The organism is Pseudomonas sp. NPDC087697, from assembly GCF_044743155.1.
GTDB lineage: Bacteria > Pseudomonadota > Gammaproteobacteria > Pseudomonadales > Pseudomonadaceae > Aquipseudomonas.
Genome location: NZ_JBIUVW010000049.1, coordinates 1 through 21,059 on the forward strand (window position 1 = coordinate 1; position 21,059 = coordinate 21,059).

The window sequence follows — 21,059 nt, forward strand, 5'->3', positions numbered from 1 at the left end:
GCTGAAGCTGATAAAGTCTCGGCCCTTCTTACAGAGACCCTTACAGGGTTTGTAGCAAAGGGAAGCAACGTTTCGATGTTGCATCGCAAGCTGCAAAGTCTGCTCTAAAAGGAACCGGGTACTGGGTACTCGTTGCAACAGATACAGGGGCGTCGCCAAGCGGTAAGGCAGCAGGTTTTGATCCTGCCATGCGTTGGTTCGAATCCAGCCGCCCCTGCCATTTTCCTATACTCATCCAGGTTACCCTCAGCCTTCAGGTACTGCGCGTGTCCAAGATGATGGTCTTTACGGGGAACGCTAACCCCGATCTGGCTCGGCGTGTCGTACGTCAGCTGCATATCCCTCTCGGTGACATTTCTGTCGGTAAGTTCTCCGATGGCGAAATCACCGCTGAGATCAATGAAAACGTCCGCGGTAAAGACGTCTTCATTATTCAGCCGACTTGCGCTCCGACCAACGATAATCTGATGGAACTCGTCGTGATGGCTGATGCCTTCCGTCGTTCCTCAGCAACTCGAATCACTGCGGTGATCCCCTACTTTGGTTATGCCCGTCAGGATCGCCGTCCGCGTTCCGCACGTGTGGCTATCAGCGCGAAAGTCGTCGCTGACATGCTTACCGTAGTCGGCATCGATCGTGTTCTCACGGTTGATTTGCATGCTGACCAGATCCAGGGCTTCTTCGATATTCCGGTAGATAACATCTACGGCTCCCCAGTACTGGTGGATGACATCGAAGACCAACGCTTCGAAAACCTGATGATCGTGTCCCCGGACATTGGCGGCGTCGTGCGTGCACGTGCTGTTGCCAAATCCCTGGGCGTGGATCTCGGGATCATCGACAAGCGCCGTGAGAAAGCCAATCACTCTGAAGTGATGCATATCATCGGTGATGTCGAAGGGCGTACCTGTATTCTGGTTGACGACATGGTCGATACCGCCGGCACCCTGTGCCACGCGGCTAAAGCCTTGAAAGAGCATGGCGCTGCCAAAGTCTTTGCCTACTGCACACACCCTGTGCTGTCGGGTCGGGCCATCGAGAACATTGAAAATTCCGTGCTGGACGAGCTGGTGGTGACTAACACCATCCCGCTGTCCGCTGCAGCACAAGCCTGTGCACGTATCCGTCAACTGGATATCGCACCGGTAGTTGCCGAAGCGGTTCGCCGCATCAGCAACGAAGAATCGATCAGCGCGATGTTCCGCTAAGGGCCCTGCCCTTCGGATACATCTCGATGACGAAAAGCGCCCCGCCCCGGCATTACTGTCGGGGCGGGGCTTTTTTGCCCATATCGCCTTTAGCGCTGGTCGCAAACGCTGGGGCGAATGTGGTTATTTTGGAGATACAACATGAACGATTTTACTCTGAATGCTGAAGTGCGTTCCGACCTGGGGAAAGGTGCGAGCCGCCGCCTGCGTCGTCTCGCAAGCCTGGTTCCAGCTGTAGTTTACGGTGGCGAAAAAGCCCCTGAATCCATCAGCATGCTGGCCAAAGAAGTTGCCAAACTGCTCGAAAACGAAGCGGCTTACAGCCACATCATCGAGCTGAACGTTGGCGGCACCAAGCAAAACGTAATCATCAAAGCTCTGCAGCGTCACCCGGCCAAAGGCCACGTGATGCACGCTGACTTCGTACGCGTTGTTGCTGGTCAGAAACTGTCCGCTCACGTTCCTGTGCACTTCGTCAACGAAGCTGCTGCAGTGAAAAAAGGCGGCGAAATTTCGCACGTTGTTGCTGAAGTTGAAGTTTCCTGCCTGCCAAAAGACCTGCCTGAATTCATCGAAGTCGACCTGGCTGACGCCGAAATCGGTTCGATCATTCACCTGTCCGACATCAAGGCCCCTAAAGGCGTTGAATTTGTTGCTCTGGCTCACGGTAACGACCTGGCTGTTGCCAACGTTCACGCTCCACGTGTTGCTCCAGAAGCTGCAGAAGGCGCTGCAGAGTAATTCACTCTGTACGCCGGAGTGACCCAGTAACATCGCGGACTGGAACGTAGCGAGAAAGCGGGCGGGAACGCGGAGTTTACATAATGGTAAATGAGCATTTTTCGTCCACTTTCGCCGCACACACCTATTGCAGCGATGTTATCCACCACTCCAAAGAAGGGCCCCTGACGTGACTGCCATCAAACTGATCGTTGGCCTGGGAAATCCAGGCGCCGAATACGAACAGACCCGGCATAACGCAGGGGCCCTTTTTGTTGAGCGCATCGCGCAAGCACAAGGCGTCAACCTTGTCGCCGATCGCAAATATTTCGGCCTGACCGGGCGCTTCTCGCATCAGGGTCAGGATGTTCGTCTGCTGATTCCTACCACCTACATGAACCGTAGCGGCCAGGCCGTGGCGGCTCTTGCCGGTTTTTTCCGCATCAAACCGGAAGAAATACTCGTAGCGCATGACGAACTCGACTTGCCACCCGGCGTTGCCAAGCTCAAACAGGGCGGCGGGCATGGCGGTCACAACGGGTTGCGCGACATCATCGCGCAACTGGGCAACCAGAATACCTTTCACCGCTTGCGGCTCGGCATTGGCCACCCAGGCGTTGCCAGTATGGTTTCAAACTTTGTCCTGGGTCGTGCGCCACGCGCCGAACAGGAAAAACTCGATGCCAGCATCGACTTTGCCCTCGGCGTGCTGCCGGATATCTTCGCCGGTGAATGGAACCGAGCGATGAAAAACCTGCACAGCCAGAAGGCCTGACTCTAACTCCTCGGGGAAACACCATGGGATTCAATTGCGGCATCGTCGGCCTGCCTAACGTCGGCAAGTCCACCCTGTTCAACGCCCTGACCAAATCCGGTATCGCGGCCGAGAACTTCCCCTTCTGCACCATCGAACCGAATACCGGTATCGTGCCGATGCCGGACAAGCGTCTGGACGCTCTGGCGGCCATCGTCAATCCAAAGCGCATCCTGCCGACCACCATGGAATTCGTCGACATCGCTGGCCTCGTTGCCGGCGCCTCGAAAGGTGAAGGCCTGGGCAACAAGTTTCTGGCCAACATCCGCGAAACCGATGCCATCGCTCACGTGGTCCGCTGCTTCGAAGACGAGAACGTGATTCACGTTTCCAACAGCGTCGACCCGAAACGTGACATCGAGATCATCGACCTCGAACTGATCTTCGCCGACCTCGACAGCTGCGAGAAGCAACTGCAGAAAGTCGCTCGCAACGCCAAGGGTGGTGACAAGGACGCAGTGGTTCAGAAAGGCCTGCTGGAGCAGTTGATCGCTCACTTCACCGAAGGCAAGCCTGCGCGCACCCTGATGAAGAACATGAGCACCGACGAGAAGGCAGTGATCCGTGGCTTCCACCTGCTGACTACCAAACCGGTCATGTACATCGCCAACGTTGCCGAAGACGGTTTCGAAAACAACCCGCTGCTCGACGTGGTCAAGGCCATTGCCGAGGAAGAAGGCGCAATGGTCGTGCCGGTCTGCAACAAGATCGAAGCGGAAATCGCCGAGCTTGAAGACGGCGAAGAAAAAGACATGTTCCTCGAGGCCCTGGGCCTGGAAGAGCCTGGCCTGAACCGCGTGATCCGCGCCGGCTACGAAATGCTGCACCTGCAAACCTACTTCACCGCCGGTGTTGAAGAAGTCCGCGCCTGGACTGTCCGCGTCGGTGCCACCGCACCACAAGCCGCTGGCGTGATCCACACCGACTTCGAGAAAGGCTTCATCCGCGCCGAAGTCATCGCCTACAACGACTTCATCCAGTACAAGGGCGAAGCCGGCACCAAAGAAGCCGGTAAATGGCGTCTGGAAGGCAAGGAATACATCGTCAAAGACGGCGACGTGATGCACTTCCGCTTCAACGTATAACGGTGACCGTGGTTTTACACGGATCTCGCTAGACTCAAAATCCCCGTAATCACTCACTGATACGGGGATTTTTTGCGTTTTAGCCCCAGCGAATGGCCGCAACTGGATGAGCGATACCGAAGCGCGTTATCCACCCACGACCATCGGCAACACCTTCGGCAATCCACTGCGAGGAAGATCCTCCAACCCATTGATGCCGAACACCAGGTAACGGCTACGCCACTTGAACACTACCGGTGCCGAGATGTTCAGCCGGAAGCTGACTTCCTTGGGGGACAGTCCGCTTTCCAGTAACAGCAGAATCGAAGCCCGGATGACACTTCTATACGGCAGAATTCCGGAACGGGCTATTTTCTTCAGTCGCTCGCGGTCTTCGTCCAATAGTAAAAAGTGGATTGCCTTCCTGGCCATGAAGCCTCCTGGGTTAAATCATTCAAGTCTGTTTATTTGCTGGCTGAAGCCATCAGCACGCCAAAGCAAAAGAAGGTGATGCCTGACAGTTTGCCGACAATCCTGGCGCCCTTGTTCGTGGAGAGCCAGCCTCTTGCGCCGTTGGCCATGAGGGCATATCCGGTATGAACCAGTACGACGAGCAAGCTATAGGACGACACCAGCAAGAAGAACTGGCTGTAGTAGTTACCCTCCGGCTTGATGAACTGAGGGAATACTGCGAGAAAGAAGAAACCGGCCTTGGGGTTCAGCAACTGGATCGACAACGCCTCGACGAATCGACGCCACGGACGCGACGAAGTGACTTTGAGTTCGGGGATAAAACTCTTGGTACGCCACATCTTGATCCCCAGGTACAACAAGTACAGTGCACCGATGTATTTGAGAATGGTGAACGCAGTGGCCGAGGCGGCCAGGATCAACCCTACGCTACTGGCGGAAATACCCGCCACGACAAAAGCGCCCAACGCGATACCGAAGATGCCGGGCAGCGAACCGGTCCAGCCATGACGCAGGGAGTTGGAAATCGTCAGCACCACCCCAGGACCGGGACTGAGCACAGTCAGGGTTGCCAAAATTAGAAACAGTCCGTAACTAGCCATGAATCACTCCACTCAGCAGGGCACTCAGAAGACTCTGTGTAGCCCAAACGATGTACTTGTTTAACAAACCCGTGAACAACAACCCGGCACCGGTGACATAGAGGCAGGGTTGAATGTGCTTGTAGTAATTCCACACGCGCTCACTGCTCAGAGCCTGAATACACGTCGCGCCATCCAGTGGCATCACGGGCAGCATGTTGACCACACAGAGGAATAGATTGAGAGACGCGCAGGTCTCCAGAAACGCGATCAACCAGACGTATTCCTGCACCTGGTTGCGCACACCGATGCAGAGTGCGGCCAGCAGCAGGTTTGCTACCGGCCCGGCCAGTGCGGTGCACAACAGTCCGGCCTTGCGAGAGGACAAATGCTCGCTGATCGGCACCGCTTTGCCCCAACCCACCAACATCCCGGGCAGGGTCATCAGCGACGTCAGGATGAATAGCGAAAACGGCACCACCGCCGTGCCCAGCAACGAGCAATGCTTGAATGGATTGAGGGAAACCCGCCCGCCCGCCACCGCCACCCTGTCACCAAACAGCGCGGCCGTCAGCGCATGGGTAGCCTCGTGCACCGTCACGGCCAGGACCAGCGCCGGGATCAATATCGACAGTCCAGCGAGCAGTTCAGCCATGGCCTCCCCTCCCTACTCCGCACGCCGCTCAAGGGCAGCAAACGGCTGAGTCACGTTTGCGTGATCCTCAATCAGTGGCTTGATCGCCTTCATGATCGGCTGGACCGCGCAGCCGAAGTTCACCACGTACTCGGCGCGCAAGGCGCGGATGTTGCGCTTGAACCGTTCGTCCTGGGTAAGTGTCGGCAGATAGTCCGTTAACCGGTCGATATCCTGCTCGGTCAGCCGCAGACCGATGTCATTCAACACCGTTAATTCCCAGGGATCGTAGGGCAGATCGCTGGCTTCGGTGCCTTCGCGTACCGGCTCGATACCCACGGTGATCACCGGTTTCTCGAACAGAAACGCGTAGTCGAAAATCACTCCGGAGATATCGGAAATCATCACGTCGCTTTTGGCCATGGCCTCGAACGGAATCGGCGAAAAGTCCCACTCCAGGCGCAGGTTGCCGGGGAACAACGCTTGCAACTCCTGGATCAATGCCGGCTCCGACACCAGGCTTTGGGGATGAGGACGGATGATCAGGTTGATGTCTTGCTGCGTCAGCCGATGGAGGAACTTGCTGCCGTGTAGGCTCAACAAACCATTGCGTCCCCAGGTTGGCGCCAGCAGGACAGTTTTGACAGGGCTGACGCGCTCCGGGGTCAGGTTGCGTAACTGGTTGACCAGATCATCGTAATAAAGGCACCCGCCCATGATCAGTTGCTTGGGCTTGGAGCCACGCAAGTTCTCCAGGAAACGCAAGGTGCGCTCCTGGTGAGGACCGTTGATGACGACAGAATCGAAGTAATCGAAGGAGTAAGGCCGGTTGAAGGCCTTGTCGGTCGGTGCGTGAACCAGGTGCATGTAGTGCTTCACCTGTTTTGAGCGTTTGAACTGCATCACGTCCAGCCCCGGCGTAGTCGAAATGCACACGTCAGCCTTGATCCGCCCGAGCAGCGCCCAGGCTTTATGGCCATCGCCGATAAAGCACGTGGTCAGGTCGGCATGGGCGGTCAGCCCGGGGTCGTTGCTGTCCGAGGTCAGGTACAGCGTTTTTATGCGGGCCTTAGCCAGTTGCGCCAACAGGGGTTTGAAGGTGCCGTAATACCGCGCGCCCTCGGAATAAATCACCACCGACCAGGTGTCGAGCACGCTACGTTCGGCGGTGCCGACCGCGCCTTTGGCCGAGCCGCTCAACTTGTAGTAGAGGCCTTTGGCGGAATAAAAAACCGTCGTGACCACCCCGGCAATCAGCGAGAACAGCAGGCTGCCAGTGCCCGGATCAAGGTAAAGACCGACATAAGGAATCGCCACGGCGTGTTCAAGCAGGATGGTCATTGCAACTTGCTCCAGTTGGCCGGAATCGAGACGTCGTCCTTCACTTCATACGTGTTGAGAATCTTGTAAGAGTCGGCGTTCTGCCCTTGGGGTTGCCACGGGGTTTCGTACAACTTCACCGGTTCCGTCAGCGCTTTGTAGGTGATGCGGTTGCCGGTGTTACGGTCCACACAACCGCCGATCACCTGACAGACAATGCCCGGCACGCTGGCATTGGAAATGAACTCGCGGCTTTCTTGTGGCACTCCGTGGGCGCCGAACGGTTTGATCAGTAACAGGTTCTGGAACTGCGAATACACTTCCTGTTTTTCGGCGTCATGGAAGCCGTCCAGCAGTGGGTTGCGCGAAGGCCAGCCATGATCCGAAACCAGCACAAACAGGGTGTTGTCATAGATGCCCTGCTGTTTGAACCAGTCCAGGTATTTGGTCACACCGCTCATGGCGCAATAAAAGGTGTCGTAGATTTCGGCGGTGTCTTCGCTCTTGAAGAACTCAAGTTCCTGAGGGGTGGTTTTCAGGCTCTTGTTCGGCACGCAGCTCTCGTCCAGCTTGAGCACCGCGCGGGTGATGTTGTTGGCCATGAAGGTAAAGGTCGGGCCAGGTGCTGCGGTATCGGAAATGCTCGGAAGCGCCAATAGCGAGAAGTAGTTCTCGAGAAACTTGTCTTCACGCTTCCACCAGGACAGCGAGGCACCTTGCCAGTTTCCGGCGTCATACACCTGCCCCTTCAGGGTGTTGGGCACCGCCTTGTAGATCGAAATGGCCAGGTACTGCTTGAACACACCCCACAAGTACTCGGTGTGTTTGCCGGACATATGTTTGTTGGTTTCCTGCCGACCGATGGTGTCGATGACGTGAATGCAATCGCCGGTACGCCCCTCAACGAATTTATTGCAGTCACCACGGCGGGCGAAGCCATACCAGAACGGGTCGACGTATTTAACGCCATAGCCCTTGGCGGCAAAGTTTTCCGGATAGAGCATGTAAGCCTGGTTGACCTTGTCTTCCAGGTTGCCCGGTCGATCGTTGATGTTGGCCGCGGTGTAATCGAACCCGCCAAACACCGCCGGTAATGCGTTGAACGTCCGGTTGCCGGTGGACACCACGTTGGAATACCAGGTGAAACCATTCAGGCGTTCGGCCATGCCTGCATCACTTTTCAGCAACGTAGGGATGTAACCGGCCATGGAGCCGTCAATCATCAACACGACGATGTTTTTCTCGGTTTTCGAGAACGAGATCGTTTCTTTGCCGTCGTTACCGGGCGGGGGAATTGCAGCGATTTTCGAGGCCAGCGTGTAACCCGAGAACAAAGCATATGCCGCGCAGATCAACACAAATAGCGTGAGGAACTTACCCGCCTGCACGGCGAAACTTTTCAGCACGATCAACGCGGCCAGCAATGCACCAGCACACACGGCGACATCGACAATCAAGTGCTCCCGGGAAACCACCAGGGCCTTGGGGTCAGAGAACTTGAAGTTGTCGATCATCCCCGCATCCAGCGGCAGGAAGAAGCTATAGACGATACCGACGATCAACGCCCACAACCCAATCACCGTCAGGACAGAAAGCACATGGCGGTGTGAAACCGCGCCGATGACAAAGATCAGCGCCAGGTACGCAACAAACACCACCGCATGGGTCGCGGTATAGATCGTCAAGTAACCACCGAGGCCAGTGACATCATCCTCGAAACTGGTCAGCGCCAAAGGCGTGGCCAGAAACAGCAGCAGATAAAGCGCCGCGAAAGCCAGGAGAAACAGCTTGAGTGGTTTTTCCCGGGGCTGCGCCAGGGCATTCGCCCCCACGGCATACGCGGGGCTCGTCGAATTAAGCATTGGAAATCCTTCGAAGTGTCGAGCCGGATCGGGCAACTCGATAGACAATATTTTTTATTAGCGAGAAGAGGTTGTTGCAGATCCAATACAGCACCAGCCCCGATGGCGAGGTGTATAGCAACACAAAAAACACCATCGCCACGATCCACGTTTGCATCCGCTCCCGGGACGAAAGATCACGGCTGTAAATGTAGGCCGAGATCAGATTGATCACGGTCATGACGATGGGCAACAGGTTGACGCCGCCCAACAAACCATCCGGCGCGCCGAGATTGGCGATGCCCAGAAAGCTCTTTTCCCATATCGGCGGGTAATGGCTCAGCAAGCCATAGGCGGCGATGAACACCGGCACCTGAATCAACAACGGCACTAGGCCTCGCAGTGCGAAGACCGGGTGGTAATGATGTAGCCGGTACAGGGCCGAGATCATCATGTGCCGTTCATAACCGCTGAAGCAGCGTTTGAACTCTTGAACTTTCGGCTCCATTTTTGCCCGGGCCGCGCGCTCTTTGTTCTGCACTTTTTCAGCAAAGTGGTAGATCGGCAGCAACACGAAGTTGAACACCAGGCTGAGGACGACAATTGACGTCCCGAAGCTCTCGGTTCGTGTGTAGCTGGTGTCCAGCACCCATTGAAAACAATGGGCGATGGGCAGGATCAAGACCTCATAGAGAACAGCAAACATGGCTCACCTCAGGAAAGAACCAGCGCCGAGGTGCTGAAAATTTCGTTGGCGATTTCCAGGTCCTCGGCCGTATCGACTTCGAACCATTTCTCATGGGTAACCACCACCGGCCGGATCACGTAGTCGTTCTTGATCAGACTGTCCATTGCATACTCAAGCGGCGCCTTGACGCCGTTGAGATGGACCGTGGTCTTGATATGCTCCTGCAAGGTCGCGACCGCCGCTGCGGTCATCGCCGTAATGTTTACGGTCTTGAATGACGACAACAGCGGGAAGTCGGCATCGCGCACCGACTCATGCCGCCACGCTGTCACTTTCTCGCTGTCGATCAAGGCGAAGGTGCCGGTCAATTCGCTCGAATAAGGCGCCAGCACCGTGGAAAACTCCTGTTCGCCCAAGGTTTTCAAGGACGCCAATGAGCGCGCCACCAGCGAGTCCTCGACCACCACATCGCCCTCGAACACCACGACATCGTGACCTTCCGGCACCGCGTCCAGACACAGGTTCAGGGAGTAAACCGAACCCGATCGTGCGTAGATCGGGTTATTGACGAACACGCTCTTGATCTCTGGATGGTTGCGGCGGATGTAACTTTCCAGCACGTCACTCAAGTAGCCGACGCCCATAATGACGTTCGCCACGTTTTGCAACTGCAGTTGAGTCAGCAAACGGGTAATGATGGTTTTGCCGGCCACTTCGATCAGGCATTTGTTTTTCGACAGCGTCTGATCTTCCAGACGAGAACCCAGCCCCGCCGCCAGGACAATCACAGAAACAGGGTTTTCCTTTTTCATTTCAGGGCTCTCCTCAGTTAAATTTTCCGAAAAACTCAGTCAGACGCTGCATACCGGTTTCAACATCGGCATCGCTCACGGCGTAGGAAATCCGAATGCCGCTGGAGTCGCCAAACCCTGCGCCGGACACCACCGCCACCTTGGCTTCAGCCAGGATCAACTCGACCAGGGCATCGGTGGTCTGAACAACCTTGCCGTTGTACTGCCGCCCAATAAACCACTGGATATTGGCGAACACGTAGAACGCACCGTCCGCTTGGGCGGCGCTGAGATGCTCGATGTGGATCAGGGCTTTTTGAATGACCTGCAAGCGCCGATCGAGGATCGCGTTAGCGGTAGTGATGAAATCCGTGGACTGGTCCAAAGCCTTGGACACAGCCACTTGGGCAACCACGTTCGGGTTGGACGTGGTATGGCCCTGAAGGTTTTCCATGGCCTTGATCACGTCCACCGGACCGCTGGAGTAACCCAGTCGCCAGCCGGTCAAGGCCATGCTCTTGGAGAACGAATTGATGATGACGGTGCGTTCTTTCAGCTGCGGAATGAGCGAGACGATGTTGTGGTGCCGACCGCCGTTGCGAATCAGTCGGGAATAGCATTCGTCGTAGATAATCCACAGGTCGTGCCGGATCGCCAGTTCGCCGATCTTGCGCAATTCGGTTTCGTCATAAACGGCGCCGGTCGGATTATTCGGTGTGTTGATCAGGATCGCTTTGGTGCTCGGCGTAATCGCGGCGCTGACCAGATCGGCCGTCAACTTGTAGTTGTCCGGTTTGGTATCGACCAGTACCGGTTTACCGCCCGCCAGCTCGATTTGAGTAGGGAACGTCACCCAGTAAGGGATCGGAATGATGACTTCATCACCCGGATTGATCAGCACCATGGCAGTGTTGTACAGCGCCTGCTTGGCTCCAGCGGTCATGCCCACTTCGTTCCAGGCGTAATCGACGCCCAGTTCCGCCGAGATATAGGCGGCCAGTTGCTCGCGAATCTTCTTCTCGCCCAGCGCTGGTGTGTAGGTGTTGCACTTGCCCTGAATGGCCTCGATCGCAGCTTTTTTCAAGCTATCGAGGGTGTCGAAGTCGAGTTCGCCTGCGGCGAAGTTGATGATCGACTCACCCTTTTCTTTCAGCTCGTTGGCGATGCTGCGCATACGAGAAGTGCTAGGCGCAACCACTTGAGCGTTGCGATCGGCCAAGGTTGGTCTGGTCATTATTTTGTTCCCGGAATGAGTTCGAGGATTTCTTTGATCGACAGGCAGCTGGGCTCAACTTCCAGTGTTCGGCCCGAAAACAAGATGCTATCGGCAACGGTTTTCATCGCCATATAAGCCGAACGCAACATATGGTTCGCATAAATAACCACATTAAAGCCTTCAGCCTCTAACGCCTCGAACGAAATACTTGAATAACTGGTCGGCACACAAACCAATGGAACCGTTGGATGTTGTTGACGGAAGCGCTTGGCGAATTCAAATATTTCATCGGGTGATTCTTTGCGACTATGAATCATCACTCCATCGGCACCGGCGCCAACATAGGCATCGGCGCGAGTCAGTGCATCGTCGATACCGGCATCGAGAATCAAACTTTCGATGCGCGCAATAATCATGAAGTCAGTGGATATCTGCGCCTGTTTACCGATATGAATCTTATTGCAGAAGTCTTCGATACTTTCTTGTTGCTGGAATACATCATTGCCGAACAACGAGTTCTTTTTCAATCCAGTCTTGTCTTCGATGATCACCGCCGAAACCCCCAGACGCTCCAGCGAACGGACGTCATAGGCAAAGTGTTCGGGCTTGCCGCCGGTGTCGCCGTCCATGATCAACGGCTTGCGGGTCACTTCGAAAATATCGTTTACATTTCCCAGGCGGTCCTTGATATCCAGTACTTCGATATCCGGTTTTCCGCGAGCAGTGGAGTCTGTCAGGGAGCTGGACCAGAAACCGTCGTATTCGCGCTTTTGCCCGCCGACCGTTTGCGATGCGTTCTCGGCCAATATCGCGGATATCGGGTTATGCGCTTCAAGAAAGCGCAGGCAACGCTTTTCCGCCAGCAAGTTCCTTAGTGTCGCTCCGCGGCGATCGGCAGAAATAAACTTGGACACGATTTCACGGCTCATTACTTTTCCCCAGGCAATAGTTGGCTATTACGTCAAAATCTAAAGTTCGACGATCAGAGAGTGCGACGGTTTTACTTAGTACAAGCCTGGCTAATAACTAGAACACATACTCATATGATTCCCTTCATCACTGACCACACCCTTTAACAGTGCGCTGAACGCAAGCGTAAAAAAACACAGCCGCCATTCGAACGCAATAAATTCTTACATTTTGATTAACGTTTCTTGAAGATTCGAACACATAAGGCACCTCTCAAGCCTAGATTCGTTTACTTATTATTTTCTTCAATCCGACTGTTTGCTCATGCCACGCCTCACGATTTACGAGGGTCTTCCTGAGTTTTCGTCGCCCCCCTCTTTCTCAACTTGAATAATGGCGAAGGCAAAAATGGCTAAACCCGCAAAGTCGCGCCCTGACTACTGCGTTATCTCAACCGCCACCCTGTTTCGTTGTGCGCAGGCCAATGCGCTGACGGCAAGACACAGTGCTGCCACCGAATACACCCACACCGATGCCGCCACCGGTAGCAGCAAACCGGCCAGCAAGGGCCCGACGCCCGCCCCGATGTCACGCCAGACCGCATTCGCCGCCAGCGCCCGGACACGCCCGGCACCGGGGTGGCGTTGCGCAACGACGGTCACCACGAGCGGCAATTGCAGCGCGCGCAATAGCAACACCAGAGCTCCGCCCACTACCAAACAGTGATTGCCAAACCCCACGAGTGCAATCGAGGTCATCAACGAAAAAACTATCAGCATGCGCGTCGCTCCCCAGCGCTGCGCCACCACCCCGCCCAGCGGGCTGAGCAGCATCTCCGATACGTAACGCAAGGCCAGCAGCGTCCCGGCCACCATCACCGCATCACCCGCCATCAACTGCTGAGCCTGTAGCGAAAGACCGATGATAAAGAGCCCGTCCAGGGTCAGCCCTTCGATAAACGACCAGACCGCCACGCTGTCCGGACGCTGGAATCGCCGCGTCGACGCCGACATCGGATGCGGCGCCGACGGCAGACCGTTGGCCAGCCACATGCCGAGCAACGAAGTCACGACCATCAGGAAAAAAATCACTCGCGGCCCATAGATCAGGCAAAGCATCGCCCCCACCGGCAACGCCAGCATGGGGCCGGTGGCAATCAACGCCCGCGAACGGCCGGTGCGACGCGCGGCGCCTGTAGGCTCGGCGGTTGCCATGACTTGCGTGGACAAGTTCAACGCCGCATAAGACAAACCCCAGCCCAGGCGCAACAGCAGCAAGGCCCAGAACCCCGAAAGCGTCGCGTAACCCAATGCACACAACGCAGCAGTCCCGGCGGCCAGCAATGAAGCCGGACAATCGCCCCTGCGTGCATAAAAACTCATTACGTAGCGGTAGCCGAAAATCCTCACCAGTCGGTTGGCCGCCAGCAACAGGCCCGCCTGTGGCAAACTAATGCCGAACGCCTCTGGCTGCATGGGCAACAGCAAATACAGCAAGGTATCTGCGGGCAGACAAAGGCCTAATATCGACGCGGCTCGCATCGAGGCCCGATCAGCAGTATGGGTGTTTTTGACTGGCATTGGATCAACGGCCGGCGATACAAAGTGCGGCCTTCAGATTGGCGTGAAGCAAGAACGCTGACAAACGCTTTAATTGCACCTTGGATGTGACTAAATTAGACACATGATTTCCAACCTCCCCCCCTTGAACGCCGTCCGGGCCTTCGCCGCTGCCGCTCGTCATCAGAGCTTCAGCCGTGCGGCCGAAGAACTGCATGTCAGCCACAGCGCCGTCAGCCGTCATATAAAGCTGCTCGAAGAACACCTGGGGGTGTTGCTTTTCGAGCGTCGAACCCGGCAATCCTTGCTCACGCCGGCCGGCCAGACGTTTTATGAGCAAGTCAGCGTGGCCCTGGCGCAGATCGCCAACGCCGCCAACGCCCTGACCCGGGGCGCTTCGCTGCGCAAAGTGACCATCAACGTGCGCCCATCCTTTGCGGTGCGATGGCTGATCCCGCGGCTGCCGAACTTCATGGCGCTGTATCCGGATATCCAGCCCGAAGTGGTCACCAGCACCCTGCCACCGGATCAATCGCGCGAGACATTCGACGTGGTGATCCGCCGTGGACAGTCCGGATGGTCGTCCAATGTTCAACCACAAATATTGCTGGAAGATGACTTGGTGCTGGTCGCAGCACCGTTGCAGCTGCAAAGCGTGCCGTTAAACAGCACCCACGACCTGGTCCACCACACACTGTTGTCAGGCAGAACCCGCAGCAGCGACTGGCAAAACTGGGCCGAGCACTCCGGCATCGCTCAATTGCGCAATCAGCCGACCCTGCAATTCGATCACATGCACCTGGTGTTGCAGGCCGCCGTCGATGGCCTCGGCGTGGCCCTGTGCCCGACGTCACTGCTGGGCAAGGACTTGTCCACTAGACGCCTGATCTGCCCGTTTCCCTCCTTGCGCCTGCCATTGACCCGCTATTACTACGGCGTCTCCCAGGAGGCGGCGGCCGAAACGCAGGTCTTTATCGATTGGATGTTTTCCCATATCCATCAGGACGCAACAGCCCGCACGTCATGAATTTCAGCCGAACCCTGTTCAAACGTGTAAGAGCACTCAATAAAACACCCCGCTGGTCGGGGTGTTTTTTTATGCGCGGGATTTGGTTTTCAGGGTGAGACTCCTGTCGTCGCGCACGCTTATCCTCTACCTCAAGTCTCGCTGGCGAACTCGTGTTCCCAGCAAATCAACTCAATGTCCGCGTGAGCTAACGGCTCCTTTGTCAGCCCGCAAAAAGGTGCACCGGCGACGTGCTGATGAAAGCGGCAGGTCTTGCACAGGCCGAAGCTGGGCACGTCTTCGGTACGCTGAACATTGCGCAACAACTCTGCCAGCAGAGACTCCAGCTCCACAGCCTGCGCGCCCATTCTCTGGGTGGCGTTGCGCAGAAACTCCGGCGGCATCACTGCGCCCAGAAGCACCCTCGCCTCCTCGGTCAATTCCAGGTGCACGCTGCGCTTGTCCCGAGCGTCCGGGCTTTTGACGATCAACCTCTTGGTTTCTAGCGCCTTGAGCGACTGTGAGACCGTGCCTTTGGTCAGCCCCAGATAATCAGTCACGGCCAATGGCGTATTGGAGTAGCGATTGCATCGCGCCAGGTACATCAGTGCACTCAACTGAATCGGTTGAATATCGGCCAGCAGTGGATGCTGGCGAAACCAGACGCGAGTCAGGCTGGTAAGTCTTTCAAGCAGATCGAACAGCACTACGGCATTCCCAAATAAAAGCACGAATAAATAGTATCGGATAAAAACCTTATTGACAAAGCCAAGCTCGCGTGCAAAATACGCACTGTATCGATCCGATACCAAAATATGGAAATCAACGAAATGACTACTGCACGCTACTACCACGCCGGCTGCCCTGTTTGCATCGACACCGAACAAACCTTGCTGAACTTGCTGGACCCAAAAGTGAAGGTAGAAGTCGTCCACCTGGGTGAACGTCCTGCCCGTATCGCCGAAGCAGAGGCGGTCGGGGTCAAGTCGGTGCCTGCGCTGGTGGTCGAAGGTCAGGTGTTGCACCTGAACTTTGGCGCCGCACTTGCCGACCTGAAGTAAACAGGTCACTGGATCGCCACGTCCCGCGCATTGGCCCGTGACGTGGCGAACCTGAACGCAAAAAAAAGCGCCGACGGGATCGTCAGCGCCTTTGTTTCACAAGGGTTCAGGTCAGGCTTTTCTGGTCCTTGGCAAAAAGATCGCCAACACCCCGAACAACGGCAAGAACGAACACAGCCTGTATACGTATTCAATGCCGTGAATGTCCGCCAGATGCCCCAGCAGCGCCGCACCAATCCCGCCGAAACCGAACATCAGACCGAAGAACACTCCGGCGATCATTCCAACATTGCCCGGTACCAGTTCCTGCGCGTAGACCACAATCGCCGAGAACGCCGACGCCAGGATGAAGCCAATCACCACGCTCAAGATGCTGGTCCAGAACAGATCAACGTGAGGCAGGATCAAGGTGAATGGTGCAACACCAAGGATCGAGAACCAGATCACCGCCTTGCGACCTATTTTGTCGCCAATCGGCCCACCAAAAAAAGTCCCCGCAGCGACAGCCCCGAGAAACAGGAACAGATGCAACTGCGAACTGGCCACCGACAGATCGAACTTCTCAATCAGGTAGAAGGTGAAATAACTGGTGAAGCTGGCCATGTAGAAATACTTGGAGAACACCAGCAATCCGAGTACCACCAAGGCACTGATCACCCTGCCCTTCGACAACCCATGTGTCGCCGCCTGGCCTTGCTTGAGCCTGAACAGGCTCAAGTGATTGGCGTACCAGCGACTGATGCCATACAGCACCACCAAGGCAAAGATCGCGAACAAACCGAACCAGGCGACGTTGCCCTGGCCAAACGGAATGATGATCGCCGCAGCCAGTAAGGGCCCAAATGCTGAACCGGCATTACCACCGACCTGGAAGGTCGACTGCGCCAGGCCAAAACGCCCGCCCGAGGCCAACCGCGCGACACGAGAAGCTTCCGGGTGAAAGGTCGAGGAGCCGATGCCGATCAACCCCGCCGCCAACAGAATCAGCGGAAAACTGCCGACCTGGGACATCATCAGAATGCCGACCAGCGTGCAGATCATTCCCGCCGGCAGCAGATACGGCTTGGGATGGCGATCAGTGTAGTAACCGACCCACGGCTGCAGCAGCGATGCCGTGAGCTGAAAGGTCAAGGTGATCAGGCCAACCTGGGTGAAGGTCAGCCCGTAATTAGCCTTGAGCATTGGGTAGATCGACGGCAGCACCGACTGAATCAGGTCGTTGATCAAATGCGCCAGCGCCACCGCGCCGATGATTCGCATAACCAACGGGCTGCTTTGCGAAGTCGCGAGTGCCGGCGATACGGCAGTTTGAGCGTTACTGGTAGCCATGAGCGTTTCCATACAGCGTAAGGGGGAGCACTTGCAGGTGCGCCAATGTGCCATTTTTCAGTGCAGCAACGCCATCCCCTTAGCCTGCTAACGACTTCCGGATTGTCGAGCGTCACGTAATAGCTCGGTGCCATGGTCTGAATCTTGCCTTACTTATCCGCTTCAACGCGGCCCCTTACAAAGGGGATAGAGAATGGGAAGTTTCACCACAGCGCTGGTCCCACATGACCCGCCGGAGTGAACTTTCGAGGCCTTTTATGAGGGCACGGGTTGCGACCACAACGTCGCGACCGCACGCCAATGGTGCGTGGTGCCCAGAGGAGTAGTCGGGCATGCAGGCTTTTCTGGCACCGGGGATTGGACTGCTTGGGCGTTTCGGTTTCGCCCGCAAGTTTCAGTTGTTGTTTCTGCTGTTTATCCTGCCGCTGGCGGGCAGCCTGTGGATGATTGGTCAGGATTACCGCGACAAGCTCAGCCTGATCGCCGGCGAGCGTGCCGGCGTGCACCAGTTGTTGGCCCTCGACGCGCTGGACAACCTGCTCGCCGCCCAACGCGACCGCGCCGCCCGCTGGCGCGCCACCGAAACCAATCGCCAGCCAACGCCGGCCACCGTCGCCGCGATGAGCGCGTTCGATGCGGTGCAGCCCGCACTGAACCAAGCCGTCAACGATCTGGGTCATGCGCTGACAACCGAAGGGGCCGAGGCCGACACCCTCAGTCGGTATCAGGTCCTGCAAACCGCGCTCAACGGTCTGGACTCGAAAAGCCTGAGCAGCGTCGGCTGGTGGCCGGATGGTTATGAACGCTTCACTGCGGCGCTCAGCGCGCTGCAAGCACTGCGCGAGCAGATCGTCATGGACAACCGCCTGACGCTGGCTCCGTGGCTGGAAACGTACTTGCTGACGCAGATCTCTAGCCAGCACGCGCCGGACCTGATCGAACGGATCGGTCGTCTCGCCAGCATCGGACAGGCGTCGGTAGTGTCTGGACAGTTCTCGCTGCAAAGCCGCCTGCAACTGCGCGACCTGCGCGGCCGCATTGGCGACGCTCGCGAGCAACTGATCAAGACTGGCAGCCTGCTCGAAGCACGGCTGCCAAGTGCGTTGCAGGCCTGGGCCGGGCAATATCACGACAGCCTCAAGCATCTGGACGCCGGGTTGAAAGGCTTGGATGACGGCATGTTCGGCGCCAGCATCACGCTCAAACCGGATGACTTCGAGCGCAACCTCGACGCCCTCCTCACTGACCTCGCCTCGCTGCGTCAGCAATCGCTGGTGTCACTGGATCAGCGTCTGGATTACTACCACGGCTCAGCCATCCGCCAGTTCATTCTGGTGGCGAGCATCCTCGGTTGCCTGCTGCTGGCCGCGCTGTATTTGTTCGTCTGCTTGCAAGCCTCGATCCGCCGCAGCGCCAGCGGCATTACGCTGCTCGCCGAAGCCCTGCGCGATGGCAACCTGAGCCTGCAAGTGCCGGTGCACGGTCGCGACGAGCTGGCCGCGATCAGCACCTCACTCAACGTTGCAGTGGTGCAACTGCGCACCAGCCTGCTGGGGGTCGATCACGAAACCCTGCAACTGAGCAACGCGGTGCGAACTCTCAATACTCACGCCAGCGGTGCACTTGGCGAAGTCGAGGCCCAGCAGTTGCAGATCAGCCAGATCGCTGCTGCGGCCACGCAACTGGCCGCGACCTCGCAAGGGGTCGCACAGAGTTGCGAACAGGCTTCAGGCAGCGCTCAGCAAACCCAGCGCATTGCCGCCGAGAGCAGCCGTGACAGCCAACGCACCACGGCGAGCATTCAGCAGCTCAATCAGCGCCTGAACGACACCGCCGCCGCCCTCGGCCGAGTCAGCGAACAAGGGCAGCAGATTCAACTGGTGGTGGACACTATTCGCGGCGTTGCCGAGCAGACCAACCTGCTGGCACTCAATGCCGCCATCGAAGCGGCCCGTGCCGGCGAACAAGGCCGGGGCTTTGCGGTGGTCGCCGATGAAGTGCGCAGTCTGTCGCAGCGCACCCAATCCTCCACCGCGCAGATCGCCGGCACCGTCGACAGCCTGCGCAGCACGGTCAACGAAGCTGTGAGCCTGATGGAAGCCGCCTGCGGCCAGGCACAAACCGACGCGCAAGCGGTCACCGGTCTCGGCGAGCGTTTGGGGGAAATTGCCAGCGCGGTGCAAAGCGTCACCGATACCCTGGCGCAGATCGCTACTGCGGTAGAAGAGCAAGCCAGCACGGCCGATGAGGTCAGTGGCAACATCCAGCAAGTCGATCAGGCCGCCGTGCGCCTGCTTGAAGGCGCACGGGCGGTGAACCTCGCGGCGGACACATTGAGTTCGGGCAGCAAGGCTTTGAGCGAGAATACCGGGCGGTTTCAGCTGGGTTGAAACCGCAAACTCATCCGTTTTTGCGGGTCAGGTCGATAAGCGGTTGAAAGCGTAGAGAAATATTTTAGATTTACGCTTGACACATCATCGTTACGAGCCAATAATGCGCGCCACTTGGCTACATAGCTCAGTTGGTTAGAGCATAGCATTCATAATGCTGGGGTCCGGGGTTCAAGTCCCTGTGTAGCCACCAAGTACTAAAAACGGCTTACCGAAAGGTAGGCCGTTTTTTTATGCCTGAAGAAAAGTACCCGGCCCACCGGCGACCCACATCGCGATGTGAGCCGCAGTGTTCACCAAGCGCCGAGGCGCTCGACTAGATCGTGGGCAATGCTGACAACGCCTTTTCCCATATCTGCCGGGTGCGAACCCAGACCATTTCCTGCCAGTCAGTGTCGGCGGGATAGAACTGCTCAACAAGATTCAGTTTGATCGCTCGCCCCACTCCATCACTCGGATTGCCGTGCAAGTGCAGCCAGTGATCATCACGCAGATGAGCATGAACCGCTTCACCCGGGTAGGTGCCGCACTCAATGACAAACGGCATCAGGCGCACCTGCGGCAACGCATCAAGCAACGCCTGCGAAGTGTAGCCAGTGGCCGATGCAGCAATCCCGGTTTCGCTGTGGGCCTGCGCACCCGTCTGTATGGTGTAGAGCCACGGACCGTAAAGGGCCTGCGCCTGTTCCAGTGCCGGGTAGGCCTCTTGGGTAACGGTCAGCAGCATCGGATGGCCATACTCTCCCGCGCCGGAGTGCAGGTCGAAACACATGGCGACCTCGGCCTGGGAGAGATGCGCCGCAATGATCCGGTGCAAGGTCCGGTTCGACCAGCTTGGCGCCAGCCCACCGTAAAACAGACCGTCGGGATGGCTGTGCTGGCCACCCTCGACAATCGACATCACTGCCGGCCAGCCATGCTCGCGCAGCTGCGCGGCGAGCAAGGCATCGGCGCGATCACGCTCCGGCCCCTGCAACTGGCTGAAGGTATAAATCTCGTTCAACGCCGCGTAAGCCTGATTGTCGGGCAGCGGGCGATCGAAGTTCAGGTGGTTGCGGTTCAGGTCGATGTTGTCTTCGTTGACGCGACGCAACCAAGCCGTACCCCAAGGGTTGATCAAGTGGATCATCACCACCGCGACATCGGCGGGTAGTGGGCGCTTGCCGAACTCGTTCAGCCAGTTGATCTGACACTCCGAACCGTAGAAGCCCTCAACCCCGTGGGTGCCGCTCAGCATCACCAGCAGACGCTTTGCGCCGGAGTCGCCGAGTACCGCCACGTCAGTGCTCAGGGGCTCGCCGAACGGCCCTTTGAGTGGATGCGGGTATTCGGTCAACCGGGCGCCGGCTGCGGTCGCTGCCGCCAGGAATTGTTCGCGCTGCGAACGGTAACTTGGCTGCGTTAGGAACTCGGTCTGCATGTCGGCCTCTTGTTGTTATTGTCTTGTTATTAGCAAA

General features: G+C 57.1%; 20 protein-coding genes, 2 tRNA genes and 1 pseudogene. 10 read left to right on the top strand and 13 right to left on the bottom strand.

Annotated elements, in window-relative coordinates; translation table 11 throughout:
* The 6 genes and pseudogenes from ACIPIN_RS24995 to ychF all read left to right on the top strand — a co-directional run.
* Positions 1 to 108 (top strand): annotated as a pseudogene (locus tag ACIPIN_RS24995) (4-(cytidine 5'-diphospho)-2-C-methyl-D-erythritol kinase); the annotation flags it as partial.
* Positions 109 to 145: 37 nt separating this feature from the next.
* Positions 146 to 220: transfer RNA gene (locus ACIPIN_RS25000), tRNA-Gln, on the top strand.
* A 46-nt stretch (positions 221 to 266) separates the two neighbouring features.
* Complete coding sequence (locus tag ACIPIN_RS25005; protein ID WP_003171603.1) at positions 267 to 1,208, top strand: ribose-phosphate pyrophosphokinase; 942 nt, start codon at positions 267 to 269, stop codon at positions 1,206 to 1,208.
* A 141-nt stretch (positions 1,209 to 1,349) separates the two neighbouring features.
* Entirely contained in the window at positions 1,350 to 1,949 is a 600-nt protein-coding gene (locus tag ACIPIN_RS25010) for a 50S ribosomal protein L25/general stress protein Ctc (protein WP_262113674.1), read from the top strand.
* Positions 1,950 to 2,118: 169 nt separating this feature from the next.
* On the top strand, positions 2,119 to 2,703 hold the full coding sequence (gene pth / locus ACIPIN_RS25015; RefSeq protein WP_071553333.1) for an aminoacyl-tRNA hydrolase: 585 nt from the start codon (positions 2,119 to 2,121) through the stop codon (positions 2,701 to 2,703).
* Positions 2,704 to 2,726: 23 nt separating this feature from the next.
* Positions 2,727 to 3,827: a redox-regulated ATPase YchF gene (ychF, locus tag ACIPIN_RS25020; RefSeq protein WP_401123393.1), complete on the top strand. Its 1,101-nt coding sequence runs from the start codon at positions 2,727 to 2,729 to the stop codon at positions 3,825 to 3,827.
* Between the two features lie 126 nt (positions 3,828 to 3,953).
* Here the strand turns inward: ychF and ACIPIN_RS25025 are convergent, their stop codons facing one another.
* The 10 genes from ACIPIN_RS25025 to ACIPIN_RS25070 form a co-directional block, all read right to left on the bottom strand.
* The gene (locus ACIPIN_RS25025; RefSeq protein WP_401123395.1) at positions 3,954 to 4,238 is read right to left on the bottom strand and encodes a transposase; all 285 of its coding nucleotides are present in this window, start codon (positions 4,236 to 4,238) and stop codon (positions 3,954 to 3,956) included.
* 32 nt (positions 4,239 to 4,270) lie between these two features.
* Positions 4,271 to 4,879 (bottom strand): LysE family translocator, encoded by a 609-nt coding sequence (locus tag ACIPIN_RS25030; RefSeq protein WP_108219795.1) that lies wholly within the window; start codon positions 4,877 to 4,879, stop codon positions 4,271 to 4,273.
* Positions 4,872 to 5,513, bottom strand: a complete 642-nt coding sequence (locus ACIPIN_RS25035; RefSeq protein ID WP_401123398.1) for a site-2 protease family protein — start codon at positions 5,511 to 5,513, stop codon at positions 4,872 to 4,874. Before ACIPIN_RS25035 ends, ACIPIN_RS25030 begins: the two co-directional genes overlap by 8 nt.
* Positions 5,514 to 5,525: 12 nt before the next feature.
* Positions 5,526 to 6,833 (bottom strand): CDP-glycerol glycerophosphotransferase family protein, encoded by a 1,308-nt coding sequence (locus ACIPIN_RS25040; RefSeq protein WP_401123401.1) that lies wholly within the window; start codon positions 6,831 to 6,833, stop codon positions 5,526 to 5,528.
* On the bottom strand, positions 6,830 to 8,674 hold the full coding sequence (locus ACIPIN_RS25045) for a sulfatase-like hydrolase/transferase (protein WP_401123403.1): 1,845 nt from the start codon (positions 8,672 to 8,674) through the stop codon (positions 6,830 to 6,832). The genes ACIPIN_RS25040 and ACIPIN_RS25045 overlap by 4 nt, the downstream gene beginning before the upstream one ends.
* Positions 8,667 to 9,359, bottom strand: a complete 693-nt coding sequence (locus ACIPIN_RS25050; protein WP_401123405.1) for a YidC/Oxa1 family membrane protein insertase — start codon at positions 9,357 to 9,359, stop codon at positions 8,667 to 8,669. The genes ACIPIN_RS25045 and ACIPIN_RS25050 overlap by 8 nt, the downstream gene beginning before the upstream one ends.
* A gap of 8 nt (positions 9,360 to 9,367) precedes the next feature.
* Positions 9,368 to 10,153 carry an NTP transferase domain-containing protein gene (locus ACIPIN_RS25055; protein WP_401123407.1) on the bottom strand — a complete coding sequence of 262 codons (786 nt, stop codon included), beginning with the start codon at positions 10,151 to 10,153 and terminating at the stop codon, positions 9,368 to 9,370.
* 13 nt (positions 10,154 to 10,166) lie between these two features.
* On the bottom strand, positions 10,167 to 11,366 hold the full coding sequence (locus tag ACIPIN_RS25060) for a pyridoxal phosphate-dependent aminotransferase (RefSeq protein ID WP_401123409.1): 1,200 nt from the start codon (positions 11,364 to 11,366) through the stop codon (positions 10,167 to 10,169).
* Positions 11,366 to 12,277 (bottom strand): phosphoenolpyruvate mutase, encoded by a 912-nt coding sequence (aepX, locus tag ACIPIN_RS25065; protein WP_401123411.1) that lies wholly within the window; start codon positions 12,275 to 12,277, stop codon positions 11,366 to 11,368. Before aepX ends, ACIPIN_RS25060 begins: the two co-directional genes overlap by 1 nt.
* 417 nt (positions 12,278 to 12,694) lie before the next feature.
* Entirely contained in the window at positions 12,695 to 13,837 is a 1,143-nt protein-coding gene (locus tag ACIPIN_RS25070) for an MFS transporter (protein ID WP_401123413.1), read from the bottom strand.
* A 103-nt stretch (positions 13,838 to 13,940) separates the two neighbouring features.
* On the opposite strand from ACIPIN_RS25070, the gene ACIPIN_RS25075 reads away from it, so the two are divergent.
* Positions 13,941 to 14,843 (top strand): LysR substrate-binding domain-containing protein, encoded by a 903-nt coding sequence (locus tag ACIPIN_RS25075; RefSeq protein ID WP_401123415.1) that lies wholly within the window; start codon positions 13,941 to 13,943, stop codon positions 14,841 to 14,843.
* Between the two features lie 131 nt (positions 14,844 to 14,974).
* Here the strand turns inward: ACIPIN_RS25075 and ACIPIN_RS25080 are convergent, their stop codons facing one another.
* Positions 14,975 to 15,529 carry a MarR family winged helix-turn-helix transcriptional regulator gene (locus ACIPIN_RS25080; RefSeq protein WP_401123417.1) on the bottom strand — a complete coding sequence of 185 codons (555 nt, stop codon included), beginning with the start codon at positions 15,527 to 15,529 and terminating at the stop codon, positions 14,975 to 14,977.
* 123 nt (positions 15,530 to 15,652) lie between these two features.
* Between ACIPIN_RS25080 and ACIPIN_RS25085 the strand changes: the two genes are divergently transcribed.
* Positions 15,653 to 15,883, top strand: a complete 231-nt coding sequence (locus ACIPIN_RS25085; protein WP_401123418.1) for a thioredoxin family protein — start codon at positions 15,653 to 15,655, stop codon at positions 15,881 to 15,883.
* Between the two features lie 111 nt (positions 15,884 to 15,994).
* Here the strand turns inward: ACIPIN_RS25085 and ACIPIN_RS25090 are convergent, their stop codons facing one another.
* Positions 15,995 to 17,212, bottom strand: coding sequence for an MFS transporter (locus ACIPIN_RS25090; RefSeq protein ID WP_401123420.1), 1,218 nt, complete (start codon positions 17,210 to 17,212; stop codon positions 15,995 to 15,997).
* A gap of 332 nt (positions 17,213 to 17,544) precedes the next feature.
* Here ACIPIN_RS25090 and ACIPIN_RS25095 point away from each other — a divergent pair, with 332 nt between their 5' ends.
* Positions 17,545 to 19,602, top strand: coding sequence for a methyl-accepting chemotaxis protein (locus tag ACIPIN_RS25095; protein WP_401123422.1), 2,058 nt, complete (start codon positions 17,545 to 17,547; stop codon positions 19,600 to 19,602).
* A 116-nt stretch (positions 19,603 to 19,718) separates the two neighbouring features.
* Positions 19,719 to 19,795 (top strand) — tRNA-Met (locus ACIPIN_RS25100).
* A 123-nt stretch (positions 19,796 to 19,918) separates the two neighbouring features.
* On the opposite strand, the gene ACIPIN_RS25105 is transcribed toward ACIPIN_RS25100, so the two are convergent.
* Positions 19,919 to 21,022, bottom strand: a complete 1,104-nt coding sequence (locus ACIPIN_RS25105; RefSeq protein ID WP_401123424.1) for a DUF2817 domain-containing protein — start codon at positions 21,020 to 21,022, stop codon at positions 19,919 to 19,921.
* Positions 21,023 to 21,059 lie beyond the last annotated feature (37 nt).